We start from the raw sequence: 23086 nt of genomic DNA, 5'->3' as shown, positions 1-23086 counted from the left end.
ATTGGAGGTACGCATGGCGACATCCATGTCGCTCAAGGCATGCGCAGATTGATATGGCGGCACTACATGACGGAACGGCCACGAGACCGTGCGTCACCGCTCGCGGTGTGCCGCCTCCTCGAGTGAGCGCCGGTGCTCGGCGAGCAGCCGCCCGTCGTGCCGGATCTGGACCGCCTCGTACGGGCAGAGCTGCCGGGTCACGTACGTCCTGGCGATCGCGTCGGCGTCGGCCCGGTCGACCCCCCAGCCGACCGTGTTCCACCGCGCGCGGCCGTCGTCTCCCGTGGTGTCCAGGACGACGATCTCGAAGAGCTGGCCGGTGGGCGGAGGTGTGCAGGCGGTATGCCCGCGATATTCCTCGCGTGGCCGGTGCGGGACAGTCACGCCACTCCTTTCCGCCGGGACGAAGCCGGCAGCGATCTCAGGGCCGGGCGAACACGGGCATGCCCTGGCCCTTCGGGCGTAAACATGGCAAGGGATCTGGCTGGTAACGGTAACGGGCGATTCGCGGCGAACGCCTCGGGTAGGAGCGCGGCGGCTGACCAGCATCGCCCCGGCAGGGGCGGCGCGAAGGACCGTTCCCCCCGGCAGGACGAGGGAGAACGATGTGACCAGCTTCACGCCCGGCGACCAGCCGCCGGCCCCATAGCGACCATGAGCCTGTCGGACTGGGAGCGAAGGGCCCTGGCCGAGATGGAGCAGGAGCTCCGCCGGGAGGACCCTCCGTTCGCGCACCGCATCGACGCGCTCAACGCGTCGCCGTGCGGCCTGGACCCGCAGCGGTTCGCCTGCCAGGTGTCCGCGTGCGAGGTCGTGTGCGTGTTCCTCACCGTGGTCGTGCTGGTCGGGCTGTGCGTGCTGGTCATCCTCACCGCGGCCCCCCGCCAGGCCCCGCCGCCGTCCCGGATCGGCGGGCCCGCCACGGCCACCGGCCAGCCGGCCGCACCGCCGGGCGCGCGCATCGGAACGCCGCAGCCCGCCGCCCCGCCCTGACCGCGAGCGGGTGCGCGGCCCCGGGCGGGTGGAGTGTCAGGCCTGGCGTGGCCGCGCCGGGCGGGTGGAGCGTCAGGCGGGCTGGTAGTCGCGCATGTAGCGGGCCACCTCGGTGGTGTAGTCGCGCCACTTCGCCGGCACGCCGTTCGCCTGCTTCAGCGGGGCGACGCCGCTGCGGTAGAGGGCGGCGAGCTTCAGCGCGGGATCGCCGGGGATCTTCGCGACCTGGGGGCCGAGCCGGCACATGAACCGCCCCATGGAGACGATCGACAACTCGGGGCTGAACGGCGGCGACGGCTCGGGACGCTGGAGGCCGCCCGGCTGCCAGTGCCACAACACCTCGGGGGTCCACCGGGCGATGCCGTACTCGTCGTTGGCCTTGTCGGAGAGGTCGGGGTCGAAGCCGGACTCCGCCTTGAGCATCGCGGCGATCAGCGCCGGGCTCAGGCCGGGCAACTCGCAGTAGGTGCCGGCCTGCACGATCCACCCGCGGTATCCGTCGGGGATGTCGGACCCGGCGCGCAGGTGGCCGCCGGTCGCGTCGCCGGTGGACGACGCTGTGGACGACGCGGCCGGCGAGCCGGCCGTCGTGCTCTGCTCGGGCGGCGGATCGACGGGAGGTGACGCGGTCAGCGCCACGGCCGTCACGGTCGCGGCGGCGACGACGACTCCGGTGCCGGCGACGATCGCCGTACGCCGCCCCGGTCGCCACGGGCCCTCGTGCGGCTCCTCCTCGTGCGGCTCGCCGTCGTCACCCGGTGCGGGCACGGGAGCGAGATCGGGAACGGCGGACGACCTCAGGGCCGCGCCGAACGCGGCGGCGTCGGGCCAGCGGACCTCCCGGTCGGGGTCCAGGGCCCGCATCACCGCGACGTCGACCACCTCCGACACCTCGGGGTTCAGCGCGCTGGGCGGCACCCGGTGCTCCGGCTTGGCGGGCACCTTCCCGGTGAGCATGTGGTACGCCAGCGCGCCCAGTCCGTGCACGTCGGCGCGCGCGTCCGGAGCACCGTCGAAGTAGAGCTGCTCGGGCGCCTGGTAGCCGGGCGATCCCGCGGGCAGCGTCAGCCCGCTCAGATGGTCGGTCGACCGCGCGATGCCGAGATCGGCCACCATCACCCGCTCGCCGCCCTCGGGACGGGAGCAGAACAGCACGTTCGACGGCTTCAGATCGCGGTGGACGACCCCGATGCTGTGGAGCACGGCCACACCCTGGCAGATGTCCCGCATCACGCCGAGCGCCTCGTCGACGGGGAGCGGGCGGCTGGCCAGGCGCTCCGCCAGGGTGCCGCGGTCGGCGTACGTCATCACGAAGTAGGGCCGTCCGTCGTCCAGTTCGCCGATGTCGAAGACCTGCACCAGCAGGTGGGAGTCGGCCCTGCGCAGCAGGCGCGCCTCCTGCAGGAAGCGCTCGCGCACGTCGGTCTTGCGGGCCCAGTTGTCCGCCAGGATCTTGACCGCCACGGGCGAGCGCAACTCGTCGTCGTGCGCCAGATGCACGGAGGCGAAACCCCCGACGCCGATGAGCTGCTCGATCCGGTAGCGACCTGCGTGGGATGGCGCCGTCATTCGGCTCATCATGGCCGATGGGCACGGGGTTCGTCCATGTCACCTGGCAGCTGACAGGTTTACCCGATCCCAGGTGGCGTCCAGGATCGGGTTGCAACACCGAAACGGGGAGGAATGCACCATGATTGTCCGACGAGCCGCGATCGCGGGGGCCTTCACCCTGGGCCTCCTGTCCGCCATCGCACCCGCCGCGCAGGCCGCCGGGGACGGCCAGCCGTGCGGCAAGGCGTACAAACACGGCACCTACCAGGTCCAGAACTGCCCTGACTGGTCGCCGAGCGGGAGCATCCCGGTCTACAAGTCGGCGAGGAAGGGCACGATCGTCGGGTATATCAACCCGGCGGGCAACGACTGGTACCTGTGCGAGAAGGTCGGCGCCCGCTACGAGCTCGGCCGCTACCACAACTACTGGTGGGCGGCCACCATGGCCGACAACAACCGATGGGGTTACGTGAACGAGGTCTATTTCCGCGGGGGCGGAAACGACGAGCCCGACGCCGGCCTGCGCACCTGCCGCGGCCCCGGCGGCAAGCCGTTGCCTGAGTGATGTGACCTCGACACCCCTATCAGATCCCGAGTAAGGTCCCTCCGATGCACAGCACGATCCTGATCCAGATGGCGGCCACGCCGACCGACGACCGGCCGTACTCTCTGGAGCTCGGGCCGGGCGAGCAGGCGTTCTTCGGGCGCGGCACCCCGGGCTCGCCGGTGGACATCGTGCTGGACGACCCCGCGGTCTCCCGCCGCGCCGGCAAGATCGTCGCGGTGGGAGACTACTGGCTGCTGTCCAACCTCAGCACGTCGAAGACGTACGTCGTGGAGAACCCCGAGGGCGGCGGGGAGTTCGTGAAGGTGCAGCCGGGACGCGTGGGGGCGCCGATCTCCTTCGAGTTCTCCCGGGTGAGCCTGCCCGCGGTCGACGGCACGGTGTCGTTCCTGGTCTTCGCGCCGCAGCACGTGCACGTGCCGCCGGGAGGCGCCGACGGCGGCGCGGCCACCCAGGTGGCCTACCCCCTCGACCAGAACGCCAAATACTTCCGCATCCTGGTGGCGTTGTGCGAGCCGCGCCTGCGCGACCCGTCGACCTCGCGCATCCCGACCATCCCCGAGATCGCCGAACGGCTCCCCGACCTGGGCCTGAGCCGCACCGCCATCGGCTTTCACATCGGCTATCTCGCGGAGAAGAAACTGCACGTCAAGAGCCCGCAGGGCGGCGACGGCAAGGCCGACTGGCAGCGCCACGCGCTGGTCTCGCTGGCCCTGAGGTTCGACCTGGTGACCAGCGAGCACCTCGCCCTGCTCCCTGTGCCCCGCCGCTGACCGACGGGCGGCGGGTGGGGGATCATCGGGGGGTTCCTGTGAGCTTGCTGCTAGGGACGACCTGGGGCGATGCGGTGCAAAAGCATCCTGACCAATGGGTTTCCCCAGGAAGGTGGCGTAATGTAAAGCGCCGTCCGCGACCCGAGCCGACTGTCAGAGGAGCACCGCGCGCATGTCCGACAATCGTCCCGGCCTCCCGTACCCCCCGGAAGATCTGGTGCCGGACGGTGGTGCGCGGCGCGTGCGCGGCAACGACTACCGCGTTCTGCAGCCGCAGGAGCAGTTCACCCCCGAGTTGCGGGTCAGCGTGATCATCCCGGCCTACGGCGCCCAGGACAAGCTCGACCTGGTGTTACAGGGGCTGGCGCGGCAGACGTACCCGGCCGCGCTGACGGAGATCATCGTCGTCGACAACGGCACCTCGCCCCCGCTGCGGCTGCCCGTGGGCACGGCGGCCCGCCTGACCGTCTGCGACAAGCCGGGCCGGGCCTGCGCCCGCAACGCGGGGCTCGCCGAGGCCACCGGCGACGTGATCTTCTGGCTCGACTCCGACGTGGTGCTGACGCCGGGTGCGATCGAGGCCCACATGCGCTGGCACCACACCGCCCCCTACCTCTCGGTGACCAGCTACATCAGGTTCACCGAGGCCCCGCTGCCCGAGGTGCTGCCCGACGACCTGGAGGCGGCGTTCGAGCCGGCCGCGCCGCACGCCTGGCTCGTCGGCCTGGTGGAGCGCACCGACGGTCTCACCACCAACTCGCCGCGCCCGTTCAGCCTGCACGTCGGCGGCGCCACCTCGGTCAACGCCCGCCTCGTGCAGGCGGCAGGGCCCATGGACGACGACCTGATCGTCGGCCAGGACACCGAGATGGGCTTCCGCCTCCACCAGGCGGGAGCGGTGTTCGTCCCCGAGCCGCGGGCCCGCGCCTACCACCTCGGGCCGACCATGCGGATGCGGCAGCAGAAGAGCATCGACCGGGTCAGCCACGCGTTCGTCGCCGACCGCATCCCGGCCTACCAGTGGCTGCGCACGCACCCCACGCGGGAGTGGCAGGTGCCCTACGTGACCGCCGTCGTCGACGGCACGGCCGGGTACGAAGCCGTCCGCGCCAGCGTGGACGCGCTGCTCGCGTCGACCGTGGTGGACCTGTCCGTCGTCGTGGTCGGCCCGTGGGACACGCTCGACCGCGACTGCCGCGCCCCGCTCAACGACCCCAACCTCGATCTGGTGCTGGTCCACGGCCACTACGAGCACGAGAGCCGGGTGCGCCTGGCGAGTGCGGAAGAGGTCGACCCGCGCGTCCCGTTCGTGCTGCGCCTGCCGGCGGGCTGGGTGCCCGGCGAGGACAGCGTGGCCGTGCTGCTCGACCTGGCCCGCGTCGAGGGGCTCGGCCTGATCGAGGTGGTGCTCGGCGAGCCGGCCGGCGACGCGGTGCCGGCCAGGCTGGAGCGCGTGTCCGCGTTCGCCCGCGCCCGGCTCGTCGCCCGGGAGGGAGAGCCGCTCGACGCGGCCGTGGAGGCCGTCTCGGGCGTTCAGCGGGTCGAGGGCGACAAGCACGGGTTCACCCGCGAGCCCGCCGAGCTGCCCGGCCGGCGCAGCGCGTACAAGGCCAGGATCCAGGCCAAGGCCGAGGCGGCTCGGCTGGCCAAGGAGTCGGAGCGGCTGCGCGCGCAGGTCACCAAGTGGCGGGACGAGGCCGCGCGCTGGCGCAAGAGCACCGTGGAACTGCGCCGCGAGGTCGGCACGCTGCGCCGCGAGCTCTACGCGGCCCAGAAGGCCCAGCGCGGCGTGCGCACCACCCTGGCCGGCACTGTGAAACGAGCCCTGGGCAAGCGGCTGCGCGGCTGACCGGGCGGGCCCCGTCTCCGGCTCAGGCCCCGCAGGGCAGGGTGACTCTGAGGGTTGGAACCACAGCAGGCTACACCCGCAATTATCGCTCTGTTGATGGCTATGTCAGGGCATGTCAGGCGTCGTCAGCCGAGGAACGTTGCGACGGCGCTCACGAAGCGGTCGGCGTCGTCGAGCCACGGGAAGTGGCCCGCGCCGGGCTGGACGACGAGCGTGGCGTTCGTGAACAGGCCGGCGTACGCGGTCATGGCCGGGAGCGGAGCGGCCACGTCCACCTCGCCGGCGAGCAGCAGGACCGGGCCGTCGAGGGCGGCCAGCGCGGCGCGGGTGGCGGCGGGCTCGAAGGCCCCTTCGGCGCCGAACGCGGCCGCCGCCTCGTCGTTGCGCTGCTCCTCGTCGGCCGCGTGGTGAGCCTGGGCCGCCGCGTCCCACCGGCCGTAGGTGAACGGCGTGATGGCCTCCCAGTCGTCCGCCGTGGCCGTGCCGGCCGTGGCCGCCTCCAGGCCCGCGTACGCCCGCGCGAACCAGGGCTCGCCCGCCCGCAGCCGCGCGGTCTCGAGCCGCCACTCCCCGGCGATCTCGATGCCGACCGCCCGCGTGCTCGGCGTGATCAGCGCGAGCCTGCCGGTGTGCTCGGGATACCGGGCCGCGTACCGCACCACGAGGTTCGCGCCGGCGGAGTGGCCGAGCAGGTCGATCCGGTCGAGCCCCAGGTGCAGGCGGAGGGCCTCGACGTCGTCGACGAGGCGGTCGCAGCGGTAGGCGGAGGCGTCCGCGGGCGTCGCGGACCCGCCGGTGCCCCGCGGATCCAGCAGGATCAGGCGCGTGTGCGCGGACAGGCCGCCGAGCTCGCCGAGGCAGGTGGAGGGCAACATCGGGCCGCCGGGCAGGCAGACCAGCGGGGGCCCGTCACCGTGGACGTGGTAGGCGAGTACGGCGCCGTCATGCGCGGAGAGGGAAGGCATGGCGCGGATCCTGGCAGTGCCGCTCCGGCCGGGGCAACGGCTTTTTCCTTCGTCTGATCCAGAAGCGGTAAAGTGCACATGATGCGCAGTTACTAGGAAGGGCGGCCATGCCACCGGCGATCGACGACCCGCACAACGCGCGCAGCCGGCGCACCCGCGACGCCCTGCTCGCGGCCACCAGGGAGATCCTGGAGAGCGACGGTTTCGACGCGCTGACCATGGCTGAGGTCGCCGCGCGCGCCGGCGTCTCCCGGCGTGCGGTCTACCTGCACTTCCGTTCGCGCACCGACCTGGTCACCGCGCTGTTCGGCTATGTGGCCGGCCAGGAAGGGCTGGCCGAGTCGCTGGCCGGGGTCTGGGAGGCCGCCGACGCGACCGAGGCGCTGCGGGCGTGGGTGCGCCACCTGGTCCGCTATCACCCGCGGCTGGCCGCGATGAACCACGCGCTTGACCGCGTCGATCCCCAGGACCCCGACGCCGCCCGGCACAGGAGGACGGTCGCGACCGCCCAGATGGACAACTGCCGCCGCATCGCCGCCCGGCTCGCCGACGAGGGCCGGCTGGCGTCTCCCTGGACCGCCGACACGGCGGCCGACATGCTTTGGAGCCTGATCTCGACCGACCTGTTCGACCGCATCATGGTCGATCGCGGCTGGCCGGAGGAGCGGGTCCTCAAGCATCTGCTCGCGGTCTACGAGTCGACGTTCGTCCGTTGAGCCGCACCTGGCCGGCGGCCGGAAAACCCTCGTTCTAGGACGTCTTCTCCGTTTTCTCTTGCACACAACTTCTCGTGATGTGTAGTTTGCGAACTGCACGGCATGAGAAGTTCGGGGGATCGGGCGGATGGACGGGGAGACCTCGCGGGACCGGTGGTGGCTCGTGGCCGCGAGCGGGATCGCCGTGTTCATGACCCAGCTCGACGCCACTGTCGTCAACGTCGCCATCCCCACCATCCAGGAGCGGATGGGCATCGGGCCCAGCCTCGCCCAGTGGGTGGTGCTGGCGTACACGCTGCCTCTCATCGCCCTGACCGTGCCGAGCGGCCGCTGGCTGGACGGCGTCGGGCCGCGTACCGCCCTGGTGTTGTCCGTCTCCGGCTTCGGCGCCGCGAGTGCCCTGGTCGGGCTGGCTCCGGGCATCGCGTGGCTGATCGCCGCACGGGCCGTGCAGGGCGCGTTCGGCGCCGTGCTGCTCGCGCTGATCTCCCTCCTGGCCACGATCGCGGTACGCGAGCAGGCCCGCGGCAGGGCGATGTCCCTGGTACTGCTCCTGGGCTCGCTGGGCGGGATGAGCGGCCCGGTGCTCGGCGGCCTGCTGATCGAGACGCTGGGCTGGCCCTGGATCTTCTACCTCAACGTGCCCGCGAGCGTTCTCGTGATCGCGATCGGGATGACGCAGCTGCCCCCGGGCGGCCGGCCACGCCTGCCCGACCGGGTCTGGGCCGTCGAGGCGGGGCTGCTCGGCGCCGCCGCCGTGGCGCTGCTGCTCGCCCTCTCGCTCGCCGGCGGATCGGGCGCCGGCTGGGTCGCGCTCGCGGCGGTCGCGGTGCCGTTCGTGCTGGTGTGGCTCCGGTTGCCGGGCAGCCGCCCGGTCGTGGACCTGCTGCGCTCACCCGGGGTGGCCGCCCCGCACCTGGCGCTGCTCGCCGAGATGGCGGCCGTGATGGCCGTGCAGTTCCTGATCCCGTTCCACCTGCAACGCGTCGCGGCGGTCCCGCCGGCCCAGATCGGGCTGACGATGCTGGCCTTCCCCGTGGCGATGTTGCTCACCGGGCCGGTCGGCGGCGCGCTCGCCGACCGCTGGAAGCCCGTGCGGGTGGCCTGGCTCGGGACGGTGCTCGTGACCGCCGGGCTCGCGCTCATCATCCCGCTCGGCTCCGGCTGGGGCCCGGCCGACCTGGCCTGGCGGCTGGCCGTCGCCGGCGCGGGCGCCGGCCTGTTCGCCGGCCCCGACCAGGCCATGGCCATGGCCGGCACGCCCCGGCACCTGCTCGGCACCACCGCCGCCACGACGAGCCTGGCCCGCCAGCTGGGCGTGGCTCTCGGCCCGGCACTGGCCACCGGCGTCTGGGCCCTCTCCGGCTACGACCCGCAGGGAATGCGCCTGGCCGTCGCGCTCGCCACGGCGCTGGCCTGCGCCAGCGTGCTGGCACTGACCTGGCCGGCCCGCCGGCCGCTGATCCGCACCACACAGTGAAGGAAAGACCATGTCCGAACCCGTCAAGACCGCCGTGATCTACTACAGCGCGACCGGCAACGTGCACAAGCTCGCCACCGCTCTCGCCGAGGGAGCGGAGAAGGCCGGCTCCGACGTACGCCTGCGCAAGGTGACCGAGCTGGCCCCGCCCCAGGCCATCGCGAGCAACCCGCAGTGGGCCGAGCACGTCGAGAGCACCCGCGACGTCGCCGAGGCCGGCGTGGACGACCTGCTCTGGGCCGACGTGGTGCTGCTCGGCACGCCCACCAGGTACGGGGCGATGGCCAGCCAGCTCAAGCAGTTCATCGACACGACCGGCCCGGCCTGGCAGAAGGGGCTGCTGGCCGACAAGGTCTACGGCGCCTTCGGCTCGGCCGGCACCCGGCACGGCGGCCACGAAAGCACCCTGCTCTCGCTGTACACGATCTTCTACCACTGGGGCGGCATCATCGTCCCGCCCGGATACACCCACTCCATCCAGTTCCAGGTCGGCACGCCGTACGGCACGACCCACGTCGGCGGTGACGGCGCGCCCGGCGAGCCCGCCCTGGAGAGCGGCCGCTACCAGGCGCGGCGCGCGGTCGAAACGGCGGCGAAGCTCAAGGCGGGCCGCAGCTGACCCTGGCGGGCGTGGACGACGGGCGGCTAGGGGTGCGCGCCCGTCGTCCCGTGCGTCACTTGCGGCGTCTGCCGTACATGCCGACCGACAGCGAGACGCCGAGCGCGGCCAGGGCGACCTGGATGCCCAGCTCGATCCAGTCGACGCCGCCGGTGTCGGCGACCCCCAGAACCGCCGCGATGGCCGTGCCGATCAGCGCGGCGACCACGCCGATCACGATGGTCAGCCAAATGGGGATGCGCTGCCGCCCCGGAATGACCAGCCGCCCCAGTGCGCCGATCACGATGCCGATGATGAGGCCGGAAATGATGCCGGTGATCTCCACGCTGAACTCCCGAAACTCGGTGGGTCCGCCTGTCCGTTCAACGATCGCGCGCTGACGGTGGTTCCTCCAGCCGCCGGCCGGACACAGGGCCCTTCCGCTCGGGGGAGCTTCGTACCGGTCAGCGGATCGTGTAACCGCCGTCCACGAGGATGTCCGCGCCGTTGATCATGTCGGAGCCGTCCGAGGCGAGGAACAGCGCCGTGGCGGCGATCTCCCCGGGGAGGGCGAAGCGGCCCGTGGGGATCTGCGCCTTCAACGCCTCGCCCTTCGGCCCCTCCCACGCCTTGCGCCCCAGGTCGGTGAGCACCACGGTGGGGGAGATGGTGTTGACCGTCACCCCGCGCCCCGCCCACTCGGAGGCGAGCACCTTCGACAGGCCGACCACGCCGAACTTGGAGGCGCAGTACGCGGCGTGCTGGTCCAGGGCCACGGTGGCGGCCTGGGACGCCATGTTGATGATCTTGCCGCCGCCGGCGGCCAGCATGTGCCTGCCGACCTCCTGGCACATCAGGAACGTGCCCTTGAGGTTGATGTCGATCGTCCGGTCGAACGCGCTGACGTCGAGCTCCTCGGCCGGGGCCAGGATCGCGACACCGGCGCTGTTCACCAGGATGTCGATGCGGCCGTAGGCGTCCACCACCGCGCCGGTCGCCGACCGGACCGAGGCCGGATCGGCCACGTCGCACGCGAATCCGGTGTGGCCGGCCCCGAGTTCCTTCGCTCTCGCCCCGGCCGCTTCGTGGTCGATGTCGACCACGGCGACCCGGGCTCCCTTGGCCGCGTACGTGGCGGCGACGGCCGCGCCGATGCCCGACGCGCCGCCGGTCACCAGCGCCACCCTGCCCTCCAGCCCGAACGTGAGGTCGAGGTCCATCTCCGCTGCCGTCGTCATGAGCACTGCTCCTCACTGTTGGTCTGTACGGCCTGCTTGTCCTGTTCGTCGCCGGTGACGAGGGACGAGTGCACGAGCTCCTCGCCCAGGCGCAACGTCTCGGCCTGGTCGGCCAGATCGTGTCCCGACTCGTAGTCGAGCAGGGTCCTGACCTTGGCCGCCGAGCTGGAGTTGGCGTCGAAGCGGTAGCCGAGCCATTCGCTCGCCAGGCGGCGGGCCAGCTCCAGGCCGACGACCCGCTGCCCGAAGCAGAGGATCTGGGCGTTGTTGCTCAGCACGGAGCGTTCGACGGAGAAGCTGTCGTGCGCCGTCACCGCGCGGATGCCGGGCACCTTGTTGGCGCTGATCGCGACGCCCAGCCCGGTGCCGCACACCAGCAGCGCGCGGTCGGCCTCGCCGGCGGCGACCATGCGGGCCGCCGTGACGGCGATATGCGGGTACGGTGTCATGTCGTCGGCCTCGACCCCGATGTCGACGACCTCGGCCACCCTGGCGTCGCCCTCCAGGTCGGCCTTCAGGACGTTCTTGTACTCCAGGCCGGCATCGTCGGAACCGACGATGATCCGCCATTGGTGAGGCATGGCCCCCCATCCCTTCCTCTTCGTACGGCTCAGCGGGCGCGCTCCAGCACGTCCGCGACGGCGAGGGCGCACAGGGCGAACGACGTCGCGCCCGCGTCCGGGGTCCCAACGCTGCGTTCGGCGAGGGGGCGCGCCCGGCCCACCCGGGGACGCAGGCCGGCGGTCGCCCCGGCCGCTGACTCGCACACCCGCGCGGACTCCCGCCAGGCGGCGGGCAGCTCCGCCCCGGAACCGACGTGTTCGGACAGCGCCTCGCAGAACGGGACGAACGCGTCGACCATCGTCTTGTCGCCGGGCTGCGCCTTCCCGAGGTCGAGCAGCGCCTTCAGCCCCGCCGCGACGGCGTCCGCGACGTCGGTGCCGGTGATCTCCTCCCGGTCGTCGCCCAGCCCTCGCCCGACGGCGCACAGGACGGCGCCCCAGAGCACGCCTGACGTGCCGCCGGCCTTCGCGGCCCACGCCTCGCCCGCCGCGAGCAGGACCGACTGCGCCCCGGCGCCCGCTCCTGCCGCCGCACGGCCGGCGGCCAACGCGGCGGACGAGCCCTTGACCATCCCGCGCCCGTGATCGCCGTCGCCGGCCACGGCGTCGATGCGGCCCAGCTCGGCCTCGGCCCCTGCCATGGCGGAGGCGATCGCCTCCAGCGCGGAGACGGCGACCTGGGCGCAGGCGCGGGAGGCGGTCGAGCCGGGCGGAGGCGCGGCCACAGACGGCTCCGCCGGGCGCCCGGCCCCCGCCAGGTCGTCCTGGCGCCCGTCGAGGCGATCGGGCGACGCGGCGTCACCGGGCGCCGCCGCCCTGCGGCGGAACCCCGCACCCGCTTCCACGCGGCCCCTGCGGAAGGCCGGGGTGTCGGCGGGCGCGCACCACAGCCGTTCCAGCTCGTCGTCGAGGAAGACCAGGGTCAGGGAACACCCGGCCATGTCCAGGCTGGTGACGAGCTCGCCCACCTCCGGCGCGACGACCTCGAGCCCCTCTTTCGCGAGCAGCCGGGCCACGGTATGCCAGACGACGAAGAGCTCCTCGTATTTCGTGGTGCCGAGGCCGTTGAGTATCGCGGTCACCCGATCGCCGGAACCGGCGGGCCTCTCCGCGAGCACGCCGGACACCAGCCGCCGGGCCAGCTCCGCGGCGGTCGGCAGCGCGTCCTCGCCCACGCCGGGCTCGCCGTGGATGCCGAGGCCCACGCCCATACGTCCGGGAGGGACAGTGAACAGCGGCGCGGCCCCGCCGGGCAGGGTGCACCCGGCGAAGGCCACCCCGAGCGTGCGGGTCCTGTCGTTGGCGTGGCGGGCGACCCGTTCGACCGCGTCGAGGTCGTAGCCCTCCTCGGCGGCGGCTCCGGCGACCTTGAACACGACGAAGTCGCCGGCGATCCCCCGGCGGTCGCCGATCTCCGACTCGGGCGCGCTGGCGATGTCGTCGGTGACGAACACCACGCGGGTGTCGATGCCCTCCTGGCTCAGCCGCTGCTGGGCGAGGGTGAAGTTCATGACGTCGCCGGCGTAGTTGCCGGTGGAGAAGAGCAGGCCGGCGGTGCCGGCGGCGGCTCTGCCCACCGAGTACGCGTCCTGCGCCGACGGCGAGGTGAAGATGTTGCCGACGACGGCGCCGTCGGCGAACCCGGGCCCGACCACGCCGCAGAAGGCGGGGTAGTGCCCGGAGCCGCCGCCGACGACGACCGCGACCTTGCCCGGCGGTGTCTCGGCGGCGCGTACGACACCGCCCGGCACGCCGGTCACGGTGTCGCGGTGCACGTCCAGGAAACCGGCGAGCATGTCGTCGGTGAAGGTGCTGGGGTCGTCGTACAGACGGGTCATCGGGGTTGTCCCTTCAGTCGCGAGGGGCGAGCGCGCCGGCGTGTCATCGCTGGGGGTTGATCACGGACTTGACGGCGAGCGGGTCGCGTTCGGCGGCGAGCAGCGCCGCCTCCGACTCCGCGAGGGGGAAGTGGCCGGTGACGAGGCTGTCGACGTCGACCCGTCCGGAGGCGGCGAGCGCGATGGCCGTAGGCCAGGTGTTGGCGTAGCGGAACGTGCCCGTGACCTCGATCTCGCGGCTCTGGACGAAGGTGAGCGGCAGCGGCAGCCCGTCGTCGCCCATCCCGACCAGCACGGCGCGGCTCGCCCTGCTCAGGGTGCGCAGCGCGTCGTTGGTGGCGCCCGGGTGGCCGGAGCATTCCAGCAGCACGGTGGGCTCGACCCCCGCCTCGTTCAGGGGCGTGTCCGCGACGTTGATCGTGGCGGTCGCGCCCAGGTCCGCGGCCAGCTTGAGCCGGTGCGGGTTCAGGTCGGCGACCACGATCTCGGTGGCGCCGAAGGCGCGGGCGCACTGCGCCGCCACCAGCCCGATCGGTCCGGCGCCGGTGATCAGGACGCGGCTTCCCGCGTCCACGCGGCCCTTGCGGCAGGCCCAGACCCCGACCGACAGCGGCTCCAGCAGCGCCGCCGCGTCGTCCGAGATCGAGTCGGGCACCGGATGCGCGAAGGCCGCGTGCACGGCGACGAACCCGGCGAGCGAGCCGTCGATCGGCGGCGTCGCGAAGAACCTCATGTCCGGGCACAGGTTGTAACGGCCGGCGAGACACTCCGGGCAGGTCAGGTCGGGCACGCCGGGCTCGACGGACACCCGCTGCCCCATCCGTGAGGCGTCCACGCCGGGCCCCACACCGGCGATGACGCCTCCGGACTCGTGGCCGAGCACCATGGGCCGCTCCACCACGAAGTCGCCGATGCGGCCGTGCTGGTAGTAGTGCACGTCCGAGCCGCAGACGCCCACCGCGTCGACCTGGACCAGCACCTCGCCGGGGCCGGGCTCGGGGACGGGGCGCTCTTCGATCGCCAGGTGCCGGATTCCACGCAGGACCGCTGCCCGCATCGTCGTCATGGAGGATCTCCTCGCTGCTCAGGCCGGTACGCCGGACTACTTGGCCGTCTCCTCGTTGGCGATGTCGCCGGTCTTGAGGTTCGCCTCGATCAGCGCGGGCAGCTGCTGGAGGAACTGGTCCTTCTTGGTGACCACGTGCTCCATGTAGGTGTCGACGTTGTCCGAGGTGACCTTCGGCATGAGGTAGACGGGGTTCTTGTCGACCTCCTCGCCCTTGGCGATCTTGGCGGCCACGGCCAGGCCGGTGGCCAGCTCGACGGTGCCGTGCTGCAGGTTCGTGCCGATGAAGTCGCCGCTCTTGACGGCGTTGAGCCCGTCCTCGATGCCGTCGACGCCGACGATCGGGATCTTGACGCCGGCCTCACGGGTGGCCTGCAGGGCGCCGAGTCCCATGTCGTCGTTCTCCGCGACGACACCGTCGATCTTGTCGCCGAAGCTGGACAACCAGTTCTTCATCTTGTTGACGGCCTCGTCGCGCTTCCAGTTGGCCGTGTCCTTGGCGAGGATCTTGATGCCGGGGTACTTGGCCAGGACGTTCTGGATGCCCTTGGTGCGGTCGATCTCTCCCGACTGGCCGAGCGGGCCCTGGAGGACGACGATGTTGCCCTTGCCGTTGAGCTCGTCCGCCATCATCTGCATCTCCTGCTCGCCGGCCTTGACGTCGTCGGGCAGTACGGTGCCGGCCAGGTCCTTGCTGTCGAGTCCGGCGTTGACGGCGAGGAACGGGATGTTCTTCGCCTTGGCCGCGGCGACCTGCGGGCCGAGCGAGTCGGCCTGGACGGGGACGACCATGATGGCGTCGACGCCGGCGTTGACGTACTGGTCGACCTGGCTCGCCTGGGTGCTGACGTCCAGGTTGGCCGAGTTCCAGAGGACCTCGATGTCGTTGGCCTTGGCGTAGGCGTCGATGCCGGCCTTCCCGGCGGTGATGAAGGACGACATGTCGTAGACGCTGATGCCGACCCGGAGCTTGCCCTCGCCGGACGCGCCGGCGTTGGGATCGCCGGCGCCGCAGGCGGAGGTGGCCAGCAGGGTGGCGCTCGCCGCGGCGAGGGCGACGGCACGCAAGCTTTTCATGCGCATGGAGACTCCATTGGTGCGATTCGTGCAGATCTGTGAGAGGTGGGGCGTCAGCCCCTGCGTTTGGCGGACCAGACGTCCACGGTGACGGCGGCGACGATGAGCGCCCCCTTGATCACGCTCTGCCAGTAGGCGGGGACGACGAGGATGTCGAGGCCGTTGTTCAGCGTCTGGATCAGGAACAGGCCGAGCGCCGTGCCGAGCACGCTGCCCCGGCCGCCGAGCAGGCTCGCGCCGCCGATGACGACGGCGGCGATGGCGTCCAGTTCGTAGCCCTGGCCGAGGTTGGGCGGGCCGGAGATGACCCTGGACGCGAGCATCACGCCGGACAGCCCGGCGAGCAGCCCGCTGAGCGCGTAGACGCTGAACAGGATCCGGGTGGTCTTGACGCCGGCGATCTGCGCCGCGACGGGGTTGCCGCCCACGGCGTAGACGCGCATCCCGTACGAGGTCCGCTTCATGACGAGGGCGAGTGCGACGATGCCGACGATCATGACCACGACGGGGATCTGCAGGCCGAAGATCTTGTTGTTCGCGATCTCGCCGAAGTTCTGCGGCAGGCCGTTGATCGGCGCGCCCTGGCCCACGACGTACGCCAGGCCGGACGCCGTGGTCAGCATGCCGAGCGTGACGATGAACGGTGGCACGTTCACTTTTGAGACGAGGAAGCCGTTGACCGCCCCTGCCGCGAGGCCGACCAGCATGGCGACCAGAAGGGCCAGCCAGAGCCGTTCGGGATGGCCCTTCACCGTGTAGGCCGCGGTCATCGCGCTGAGCGCGATGACGCTGCCCACCGACAGGTCGATGCCGCCGGTGAGGATGACCAGCGTCTGGCCCAGCGCGATGAGCGCGAAGGGCGCTGCCGCGATGGCGATCGTCTGGAGGTTGTCCAGCGTTCCGAACCGGGCGCTGCGGTAGCTGAAATAGGCGATGATCAGGAGCATCACCACCACCATCGAGTGGCGGATCAGCTGGTCCCGGATCCATGGTCCGGACAAGCGCCAGGTCAGGAGCCGCGCGGCCGCTCCGCCAGGCTTCGTACGCTCCTGGGCTGACTCCTGCGTGGTCATCGGCCCTCCTTCTCGGTGTGTTGGGGCTCGGGGCCGCTCTTCGCATTGAGTCCGGCGGCGTACCTGAAGATCAGGTCCTGGACGTGAGGCGAGGAGAGGTCCTCGCGGGTGAGCTCGCCCGCGACCGCTCCTCCGCGCATGACGAGCGCCCGGTGGGCCAGGCTGAGGATCTCGGGCATGTCGGAGGAGGCCATGACCACGGCCATTCCCGAGGCCGCGAGCTCGGTGATGATGCGGTAGATCTCGCTGCGCGCGCCGACGTCGACGCCGCGGGTGGGCTCGTCGAGCAGCAGGACGTTGACGCTGCCGGTCAGCCAGCGCGCGAGGACCACCTTCTGCTGGTTGCCGCCGGAGAGCGTGCCGACCTGCTGGGACAGCCCGCGGCTGCGCAGCTTGACCGAGTCCATCGCCGCGCCGACCTGCTTGCCGCGGCTGCGCTGCCGCAACCAGCCGGCGACGGTGAATCGGGACAGGCGGGGCAGAGAGCCGTTGTCCAGCACGTTCATGGTCAGCACGGCCCCTGCTCCCTTGCGGTCCTCAGGGACGAGGGCCATGCCGCCGGTGATGGCGGCGGCGGGGGCGTTGCGCTTGACGGGCTTGCCGGCGACGGTGATCGTTCCCGCGGTGCTCTTGCGCACGCCGAAGATCGCTTCGAGAAGTTCGGTACGGCCGGCCCCCACGAGCCCGGCCAGCCCGAGGATCTCGCCGCGGCGGACGGTCAGGTCCACCGGCCGCGGATAGCCGCTGACGTGCAGCCCGCTGACCTGAAGGGCGACCTCGTCGCCCGGGTCGTGCAGGTCGGGGAAGAAGCCCTGCAGCTCGCGCCCGATCATCGCATGGACGATCTCGTCGTCGGTGATGTCGCCGATCGGCCGGTCGAGGACCAGCCCTCCGTCGCGCAGGACGACCACCCTGTCCGCGAGGGCGCGGATCTCCTCCATCTTGTGGGTGGTGTAGAGCATGGCGACGCCCTGCTCGCGCAGCCTGCCGATGACGGCGTAGAGCCGTTCGACCTCCCGTTCGGAGATGGCCGAGCTGGGCTCGTCCAGCAGCAGGATCCGGGCGCCGCCGCTCGTGCTCTTGACGATCTCGACGAGCTGCCGCAGGCCGACCGGCAGCCGCCGCATGGTCGCCTGCGGGTCGATCTCCACGCCGAAGACGTCCAGGAGTTCGCGGGCTCTGCGCGCCATGGCCCGCCGGTCGAGCAGCCCCGCCCGCGTGCGCAGTTCCCGGCCGATGAACAGGTTCTCGTAGACCGTCATGTCCATGATCGGCGCGAGCTCCTGGGGGATGATCGCCACTCCGTGCCGGTGGGCCGCCTGCGGATCGGCGTGGGGCAGTGGCTCGCCGCCGACCAGGACCTGGCCGCCGTCCGGCTTGACCTGGCCGGAGGCGATCTTCATCAGCGTCGACTTGCCCGCGCCGTTCTCTCCGGCGAGGGCGGTGACGGAACCGGCATCGAGAGCCAGGGAGACGCCCTTCAACACGGGCACGCCGCCGAATGCCTTGGCCAGATCGCGGCACTCCAATGCGACATCTTCCACGACTGATCTCCAGACCCGGCCTGGCGGCTCGGTGTTTGGTCGGGGTCCACTCGGGGACACGGTGGCGGTCCGGAACGGGTTCGGACACGTACGGAAGGTGCCGGTGCGAGAAGCCGATCCAGGTCAGGGTGGCCGGCGCTCGCCCGACGGGCTCCGAACGAGATTCCTGTTGTTTGCTTGTGTGAACATCACACGAAGCGACATCCCAGTGTCAAGAGTGCGTTACCTATTCGATACAACTCGCACGTCTTCGCACCCGAGACCCCTTGACCAGCAGAAGGCGGCATTACCGTGCCTTGAACAAGCCGGCCGCATCCTCTATCGTTCACTCGCCAGCAGGTCCATGGCGTCTCCAGGCGAGACTCCGGATGTGACAGTTGACAAGACTGAACAGCAAAGGAGAACGAAGGCGGCATGGGCGTCAGGAGCAGCGTCGACCTGGAGAGCAGACGCCAGGCGCTGGCCGAGCTGCTGTCGTCCAGCGGCAGCCTGCGCATAGAAGACCTGGCCGCCCGCTTCGAGGTCAGCACCATGACCATCCGCCGGGATCTGCAGGCGCTGGAGGACGAAGGCCTGGTCCGCCGGGTGCGCGGCGGCGCCGTCAGCTCGGCGCAGCCCTTCGAGGCCCGCAAGAGCCGGGCATGGAGGGCCAAGGAGGAGATCGCGCGGAAACTGACCAGCCTGGTGCCCTCCGGCGGGGTGGGCATCTGCATGGACGCCTCGTCGACGCTGGCCGTGCTCGCCGGCTCGATGCCTCCCGCCGAGAACCTCTCCGTCGTCACCGACGGGATCGAGACGTTCCTGACCCTGACCAGGAACCCGCGGTTGCACGCCTACCTGACCGGAGGCCAGAAGGACCCCAACGCGGGCAGCCTCGTCGGCCCCCTGGCCTCACTGACACTGAAGCAGTTCTCGTTCGCGCGGGCGTTCCTGTCCGCCGCCGCCATCGACCCGCACTTCGGCACCAGCGAGTTCAGCGCGGAGGAATGCGAGATCAAGCGGCTCATGGCCGAGCTGTCCGAGCACGTCGTCATGGCGGTCGACTCGCAGAAGCTCGGCACGGGAGCCGCCGCCCGCTGCCTGCCCTGGGACGGGATCGACCTGATGGTCACCGAACTCGACGTCTCCGACGACCGGCTCGACCCTTACCGCGACCACGTCGAGCTGCTCTGATCCCGCCCCAGCACTGCTCGGGCACCCGCCCGCAGCCGGCTACTGCACCCCGCGTCCGGCGCCTTCCACCGCGTACGTGACGAGCGTGGTGAGCACGTCCCTGACCGACGCGCGGTCGCGCACGTCGCAGAGCACGATCGGGACGTGCTCGGTCAGCCCGAGCGCCCGCCGTACCTTGGCCGGGTCGTGGCGGCGGGCGCCGTCGAAGCAGTTCACGCCTACCACGAACGGGATTCCGCGCTGCTCGAAGTAGTCCACCGCGGGGAACGAGTCCTGCAGGCGGCGGGTGTCGGCGAGCACGACCGCGCCGAGCGCGCCGAGCGCGAGCTCGTCCCACATGAACCAGAACCGGTCCTGCCCGGGGGTGCCGAACAGGTACAACCAGAGCCCCTCGCGAATGGTGATGCGGCCGAAGTCCAGTGCCACGGTGGTGGTGCTCTTGGACTCCACGCCCGAGACGTCGTCCACCCCGACGCCGCGCTCGCTCAGCAGTTCCTCGGTGTGCAGCGGCCGGATCTCGCTGATCGTGCCCACCATGGTCGTCTTGCCGACACCGAACCCGCCCGCGATGAGGATCTTGATGGCCAGCGCCGAGGTGACCGCGGTCGCCCCCGGCTCATAGGCTGCGTAGTCCATCCAGCACTTCCCTGTAGATGTGTTCGTCGATCGTCTGCGCGACAGGGCGCGGGCGCTCAATGGTGACGAAACCCTCGCGCCGGAGGTCGCCCAGGATCACCCGGGTGACGTTGAGCGGCAGCCGGAGGTGCGCCGCGACGTCCGCCACCGGCGTCGGTCTGCGGCACACCGACAACACGGCGCGATACTCCGGGATCAGGTCCGCGAGGGTGTGCGGGCCGCCGACCGTCGTGACGATGGCCACCAGGTCGAACGTCTCGCCCTGCGGGCGCGCTCTTCCCCCGGTCAGGCCGTACAGCCGGATCAGCGGCCCGGGATCCTGGCCTGTCACGGCCGCGAGCCGTTCCAGGCGGGTGCCGGCGCCGCTCCTCTCGGCTGCGCGGAGAGGTGCTCGCCGACCCTCTTGACCATGAGCGCCATCTCGTACGTGACCATGCCCAGCTCGGCGTCACCCGCGGCGAGCACGGCCAGCCGCGCGCCCTGACCGGCGGCGGTGACGAACAGGAAACCACCCTCCATCTCGATGATGGTCTGCCGTACGCCGCCCAGGCCGAAGTGCCGTCCTGCGCCCATGGCGAGGCTGTGGCTGCCGGCGGAGATGGCGGACAGGTGCTCGGCGTCCTCCCGGGTCAGCTCCCGGGAACCTCCCATGGCCAGTCCGTCGGAGGACAGCACGATGGCGTGCCGGATACCGGGGACGCGCTGGGTGAGGTCGTCGAGGAGCCAGCTCAGTTCACTTCTGGGGTCGGGCATCGGGATGGTCGTCCTTTCGGTTCCACATGTCGGCTCCGTGCTCGACGTGGCGGCGCCCTTGCCGCCAGCCCTGCTGCATGGACGACATGAGTTGTGCGAGTTCCTCAGGCGAGCGCGCCGATACCGGTCGCCGCACAGGGCCTCCGGTGGAACGCAGCTGGGGAGCCATGCTTGCCTGCGGTATCCGCATCGGCAGCCCGTCGAGGTCTTCGTCCGCGTCCTGAGCCGGCACCGTGACGCTCCAGTCGAGGGGCGGTCCTGGCGGCTGGGTGGCGGAGGGGGGAGCCTGCCGTGGCACCGGTCCGGTGCCCGGCCCGGAGATCGGCCCGGAGATCGGCCCGGAGATCGGCCCGGAGATCGGCCCGGAGAGAGGGCCGGAGACGGGGCCGGTCAGCGGCTCGTCCGCCGGCCGGGCCGGGCCGCCGCGTCTCGGCGCGGGCACGGCCTCGAACCAGGTGGTCCGCGCGGGCTCGGGGGAGGGGTCGGCGGGCTCACCGGGGACGCCGGCGCCGTTCACCGCGTCCGGCCGCTCGGGGGCGGCGGACACGACGCCGGACAGGGTGCCGGAGGCCGCCGTGCCGAGCGCCCGCGCGGGCTTGCCCGCGCGGTCTCCCGCGGTGACGGAGGGGTTGCCGGCCTCGGCGAGCAGGACGGTGGGCAGCAGCACGATCGCGGTGGTCCCGTCGTACGGCGAGGGGCGCAGCGAGACCTTGATGCCGTGCCGGGCCGCGAGCCTGGCCACCACGAAGAGGCCGAGCCTGTCGCTGTCGGCCAGGTCGAACTCGGGCGGTTCGGCCAGCCGGGCGTTGTACTCCTGGATCACGGCCTCGGTCAGCCCCAGCCCTCGGTCCTCCACCTCCAGCGCGAAGCCGTTGGCCGCGGTCATGCTGCGGATCTGCACGGTCGTGTCGGGCGGGGAGAAGACGGTGGCGTTCTCGACCAGTTCGGCGACCAGGTGGATCACGTCGGTGACGGCCGCGCCGACCAGCAGCGGGGCGTCCGGCATGGGGGCGACGGAAACGCGGGTGTAGTCCTCGACCTCCAGCACCGCCGCGCGCACGACGTCGAACAGCGGCACCGGGTCGCGCCAGCGGCGGGCGGGGGCGGAGTCGGCCAGGATGATCAGGTTCTCGGCGTGCCGGCGCATGCGGGTGGTGAGGTGGTCGAGCTTGAACAGGTCCTCCAGGACCTCCGGCTCCTCGACGCGGCGCTCCATGGTGTCGAGCAGCGAGAGCTGGCGGTGCAGCAGCGCCTGGTTGCGCCAGGCCAGGTTGAGGAAGACCTGGCTGACGCCCTTGCGCAGGGTGGCCTGGCCCACCGCGGCCTCGACCGCGGTGCGGCGTACGGCGGAGAACGCGTTGACCACGCGGTCGACCTCGGCCGTGTCGGCGGGGGCGAGGCCGGGCGCCTCGGTGGCCGGGTCGACGTCCTCTCCGCGGCGCAGCCGCGTGACCAGCCGGGGCAGCCGCTGCTCGGCCAGCTCGACCGCCGAAGCCTGCAGCCGCCTGAGCTCGTCGATCAACGACTGGCCGAACCGGTACGACAGCGCGAGCGACGCGACCATGGCCGCCAGGCCCAGCAGCAGGACCAGCCCGATCCGCCAGTAGGCGCCGGTCTTCTGCCCTTCGGCCTCGGCGGCGGCGCGGGCCAGCTCCTCCTGCGTGTCGCGGTTGATCGTGTTGAACACGGCGTCCGCGTCGCTCTTCCACTGGGCCGGCTCGACCGGCGGCGCCCCGTTGGTGTCCCAGCCGAACAGCTCGTCCTCGACCTCGATCAGCCGCTTGTACGCGGCGCTCGCGACCAGCTTGTCGTAGTCGGCCCGCAGCTCGGGGCCGGCGTCGCGTTCGGCGTTGGCGAAGACGAGCCGGCGGCTGGTCATGGCGGCGACGAACGCGGCACGGTCGGTGGGGGTCATCTTGCGCTGCACGATCGTGCTGGTGAGCACGGCGTGCTCGCGGCCCAGGTATTCTGCGGTGGCGTTGTAGGCGGCCATGCCGCGCACCGCGCGGTAGGAGGAGACGCTGCTCAGCGCGTCGCGGTCGTTGAACTGCCCGTTGGCGACGCTGATCAGGTTGTCGTACGCCTGGATGATCGTCAGCGGCGGGGCGAGCACGCCGCCGTCGGCGGAGGCCCGCAGCGACTGGAGCCCGTCGAGCGCCTGCACGAGCGCCTGCACCTGGGCCGGGGTCTCGGCGCCCGTGGACTCGACGTCGACGGCGCCGATGACCTCGCGTAGGCGTTCGACCTTCTCGTCGGTGACGTGCCGCTGCTCGGCCAGGGGCGCGTACGTCGCCGTGCTCTTCGGCGCCTCAGCCGAGAGCTGGCGTTCCCGCTGCAGTTCGACGATCAGTTGTAACAAGGGCGAGCCGATGGCTTCCCAGCGGTCCTGCGTCTGGGAGACCTCGACGATCTCCTCCACGCTGGAGTAGGCGATGAACCCCCACAGGGCGACCATGGACACGAGCGGGAGCAGGAGGATCCTGAGCAGCTTGGTGCGGAGAGGTGGGGGCGAGCTCATGCATCTTGTCCAATTCCGCGCGTGATGATGCGCCGCTGGCAGTCGCAACCTGGTACCGGCCCCCGAGAATCCCGTCACGACTGGTACGCCTGTGGTCCGTCCACTATGCCGATGGGG

At 71.6% G+C, this 23086-nt stretch carries 23 protein-coding genes; 8 read left to right on the top strand and 15 right to left on the bottom strand.

Features of this window, described 5'->3' with window-relative positions; genetic code table 11:
• Nucleotides 1-93: 93 nt before the first annotated feature.
• Nucleotides 94-384: a hypothetical protein gene (locus ABGA98_RS19850; RefSeq protein WP_347619817.1), complete on the bottom strand. Its 291-nt coding sequence runs from the start codon at nucleotides 382-384 to the stop codon at nucleotides 94-96.
• Between the two features lie 270 nt (nucleotides 385-654).
• On the opposite strand from ABGA98_RS19850, the gene ABGA98_RS19845 reads away from it, so the two are divergent.
• Nucleotides 655-993: a DUF3040 domain-containing protein gene (locus ABGA98_RS19845; protein WP_347619816.1), complete on the top strand. Its 339-nt coding sequence runs from the start codon at nucleotides 655-657 to the stop codon at nucleotides 991-993.
• A gap of 72 nt (nucleotides 994-1065) precedes the next feature.
• Here ABGA98_RS19845 and ABGA98_RS19840 read toward each other — a convergent pair whose 3' ends face one another.
• Entirely contained in the window at nucleotides 1066-2562 is a 1497-nt protein-coding gene (locus tag ABGA98_RS19840; protein ID WP_347619815.1) for a serine/threonine-protein kinase, read from the bottom strand.
• A 121-nt stretch (nucleotides 2563-2683) separates the two neighbouring features.
• Here ABGA98_RS19840 and ABGA98_RS19835 point away from each other — a divergent pair, with 121 nt between their 5' ends.
• The 3 genes from ABGA98_RS19835 to ABGA98_RS19825 all read left to right on the top strand — a co-directional run bounded on the left by ABGA98_RS19835 (nucleotide 2684) and on the right by ABGA98_RS19825 (nucleotide 5731).
• On the top strand, nucleotides 2684-3109 hold the full coding sequence (locus ABGA98_RS19835) for a hypothetical protein (protein ID WP_347619814.1): 426 nt from the start codon (nucleotides 2684-2686) through the stop codon (nucleotides 3107-3109).
• A gap of 44 nt (nucleotides 3110-3153) precedes the next feature.
• On the top strand, nucleotides 3154-3882 hold the full coding sequence (locus ABGA98_RS19830) for an FHA domain-containing protein (protein ID WP_347619813.1): 729 nt from the start codon (nucleotides 3154-3156) through the stop codon (nucleotides 3880-3882).
• Between the two features lie 172 nt (nucleotides 3883-4054).
• Complete coding sequence (locus ABGA98_RS19825; protein WP_347619812.1) at nucleotides 4055-5731, top strand: glycosyltransferase; 1677 nt, start codon at nucleotides 4055-4057, stop codon at nucleotides 5729-5731.
• Nucleotides 5732-5856: 125 nt separating this feature from the next.
• Here ABGA98_RS19825 and ABGA98_RS19820 read toward each other — a convergent pair whose 3' ends face one another.
• Nucleotides 5857-6696, bottom strand: coding sequence for an alpha/beta hydrolase (locus tag ABGA98_RS19820; RefSeq protein WP_347619811.1), 840 nt, complete (start codon nucleotides 6694-6696; stop codon nucleotides 5857-5859).
• Nucleotides 6697-6803: 107 nt separating this feature from the next.
• Between ABGA98_RS19820 and ABGA98_RS19815 the strand changes: the two genes are divergently transcribed.
• The 3 genes from ABGA98_RS19815 (at nucleotide 6804) to wrbA (ending at nucleotide 9511) form a co-directional block, all read left to right on the top strand.
• A complete protein-coding gene (locus ABGA98_RS19815; RefSeq protein WP_347619810.1) occupies nucleotides 6804-7412 on the top strand; it encodes a helix-turn-helix domain-containing protein in 609 nt (202 codons plus the stop codon).
• A gap of 127 nt (nucleotides 7413-7539) precedes the next feature.
• The gene (locus ABGA98_RS19810) at nucleotides 7540-8892 is read left to right on the top strand and encodes an MFS transporter (RefSeq protein WP_347619809.1); all 1353 of its coding nucleotides are present in this window, start codon (nucleotides 7540-7542) and stop codon (nucleotides 8890-8892) included.
• Nucleotides 8893-8902: 10 nt separating this feature from the next.
• The gene (gene wrbA / locus ABGA98_RS19805) at nucleotides 8903-9511 is read left to right on the top strand and encodes an NAD(P)H:quinone oxidoreductase (protein ID WP_347619808.1); all 609 of its coding nucleotides are present in this window, start codon (nucleotides 8903-8905) and stop codon (nucleotides 9509-9511) included.
• A 55-nt stretch (nucleotides 9512-9566) separates the two neighbouring features.
• Here the strand turns inward: wrbA and ABGA98_RS19800 are convergent, their stop codons facing one another.
• The 8 genes from ABGA98_RS19800 to ABGA98_RS19765 form a co-directional block, all read right to left on the bottom strand.
• Nucleotides 9567-9836 (bottom strand): GlsB/YeaQ/YmgE family stress response membrane protein, encoded by a 270-nt coding sequence (locus ABGA98_RS19800; protein ID WP_347619807.1) that lies wholly within the window; start codon nucleotides 9834-9836, stop codon nucleotides 9567-9569.
• Between the two features lie 118 nt (nucleotides 9837-9954).
• Nucleotides 9955-10728 (bottom strand): SDR family oxidoreductase, encoded by a 774-nt coding sequence (locus ABGA98_RS19795; protein WP_347619806.1) that lies wholly within the window; start codon nucleotides 10726-10728, stop codon nucleotides 9955-9957.
• On the bottom strand, nucleotides 10725-11309 hold the full coding sequence (locus ABGA98_RS19790; RefSeq protein ID WP_347619805.1) for a ribose-5-phosphate isomerase: 585 nt from the start codon (nucleotides 11307-11309) through the stop codon (nucleotides 10725-10727). Before ABGA98_RS19790 ends, ABGA98_RS19795 begins: the two co-directional genes overlap by 4 nt.
• A 29-nt stretch (nucleotides 11310-11338) precedes the next feature.
• Nucleotides 11339-13129, bottom strand: a complete 1791-nt coding sequence (locus ABGA98_RS19785) for a dihydroxyacetone kinase family protein (protein WP_347619804.1) — start codon at nucleotides 13127-13129, stop codon at nucleotides 11339-11341.
• A 43-nt stretch (nucleotides 13130-13172) separates the two neighbouring features.
• Entirely contained in the window at nucleotides 13173-14195 is a 1023-nt protein-coding gene (locus ABGA98_RS19780; RefSeq protein WP_347619803.1) for an NAD(P)-dependent alcohol dehydrogenase, read from the bottom strand.
• Between the two features lie 36 nt (nucleotides 14196-14231).
• Nucleotides 14232-15278, bottom strand: a complete 1047-nt coding sequence (locus ABGA98_RS19775) for a substrate-binding domain-containing protein (RefSeq protein ID WP_347619802.1) — start codon at nucleotides 15276-15278, stop codon at nucleotides 14232-14234.
• Nucleotides 15279-15325: 47 nt separating this feature from the next.
• Entirely contained in the window at nucleotides 15326-16345 is a 1020-nt protein-coding gene (locus tag ABGA98_RS19770; protein WP_347619801.1) for an ABC transporter permease, read from the bottom strand.
• Nucleotides 16342-17889: a sugar ABC transporter ATP-binding protein gene (locus ABGA98_RS19765; protein ID WP_347619800.1), complete on the bottom strand. Its 1548-nt coding sequence runs from the start codon at nucleotides 17887-17889 to the stop codon at nucleotides 16342-16344. Before ABGA98_RS19765 ends, ABGA98_RS19770 begins: the two co-directional genes overlap by 4 nt.
• A gap of 414 nt (nucleotides 17890-18303) precedes the next feature.
• Between ABGA98_RS19765 and ABGA98_RS19760 the strand changes: the two genes are divergently transcribed.
• Entirely contained in the window at nucleotides 18304-19062 is a 759-nt protein-coding gene (locus tag ABGA98_RS19760) for a DeoR/GlpR family DNA-binding transcription regulator (protein ID WP_347619799.1), read from the top strand.
• Between the two features lie 39 nt (nucleotides 19063-19101).
• On the opposite strand, the gene ABGA98_RS19755 is transcribed toward ABGA98_RS19760, so the two are convergent.
• Genes ABGA98_RS19755 through ABGA98_RS19740 form a run of 4 tightly spaced genes read right to left on the bottom strand, consistent with a single transcriptional unit; the run spans nucleotide 19102 to nucleotide 22969 of the window.
• Nucleotides 19102-19698: an ATP/GTP-binding protein gene (locus tag ABGA98_RS19755; RefSeq protein ID WP_347619798.1), complete on the bottom strand. Its 597-nt coding sequence runs from the start codon at nucleotides 19696-19698 to the stop codon at nucleotides 19102-19104.
• The gene (locus ABGA98_RS19750) at nucleotides 19679-20029 is read right to left on the bottom strand and encodes a DUF742 domain-containing protein (protein ID WP_201760457.1); all 351 of its coding nucleotides are present in this window, start codon (nucleotides 20027-20029) and stop codon (nucleotides 19679-19681) included. The genes ABGA98_RS19755 and ABGA98_RS19750 overlap by 20 nt, the downstream gene beginning before the upstream one ends.
• Nucleotides 20026-20451: a roadblock/LC7 domain-containing protein gene (locus tag ABGA98_RS19745; RefSeq protein ID WP_132633267.1), complete on the bottom strand. Its 426-nt coding sequence runs from the start codon at nucleotides 20449-20451 to the stop codon at nucleotides 20026-20028. Before ABGA98_RS19745 ends, ABGA98_RS19750 begins: the two co-directional genes overlap by 4 nt.
• Nucleotides 20432-22969 (bottom strand): nitrate- and nitrite sensing domain-containing protein, encoded by a 2538-nt coding sequence (locus ABGA98_RS19740; RefSeq protein ID WP_347619797.1) that lies wholly within the window; start codon nucleotides 22967-22969, stop codon nucleotides 20432-20434. The genes ABGA98_RS19745 and ABGA98_RS19740 overlap by 20 nt, the downstream gene beginning before the upstream one ends.
• Nucleotides 22970-23086 lie beyond the last annotated feature (117 nt).

Source organism: Nonomuraea sp. B1E8 (genome assembly GCF_039871515.1).
Taxonomy (GTDB): domain Bacteria; phylum Actinomycetota; class Actinomycetes; order Streptosporangiales; family Streptosporangiaceae; genus Nonomuraea.
Note: the sequence above shows the minus strand (reverse complement) of the source record. Positions and strands in the feature narration are given on the sequence as shown.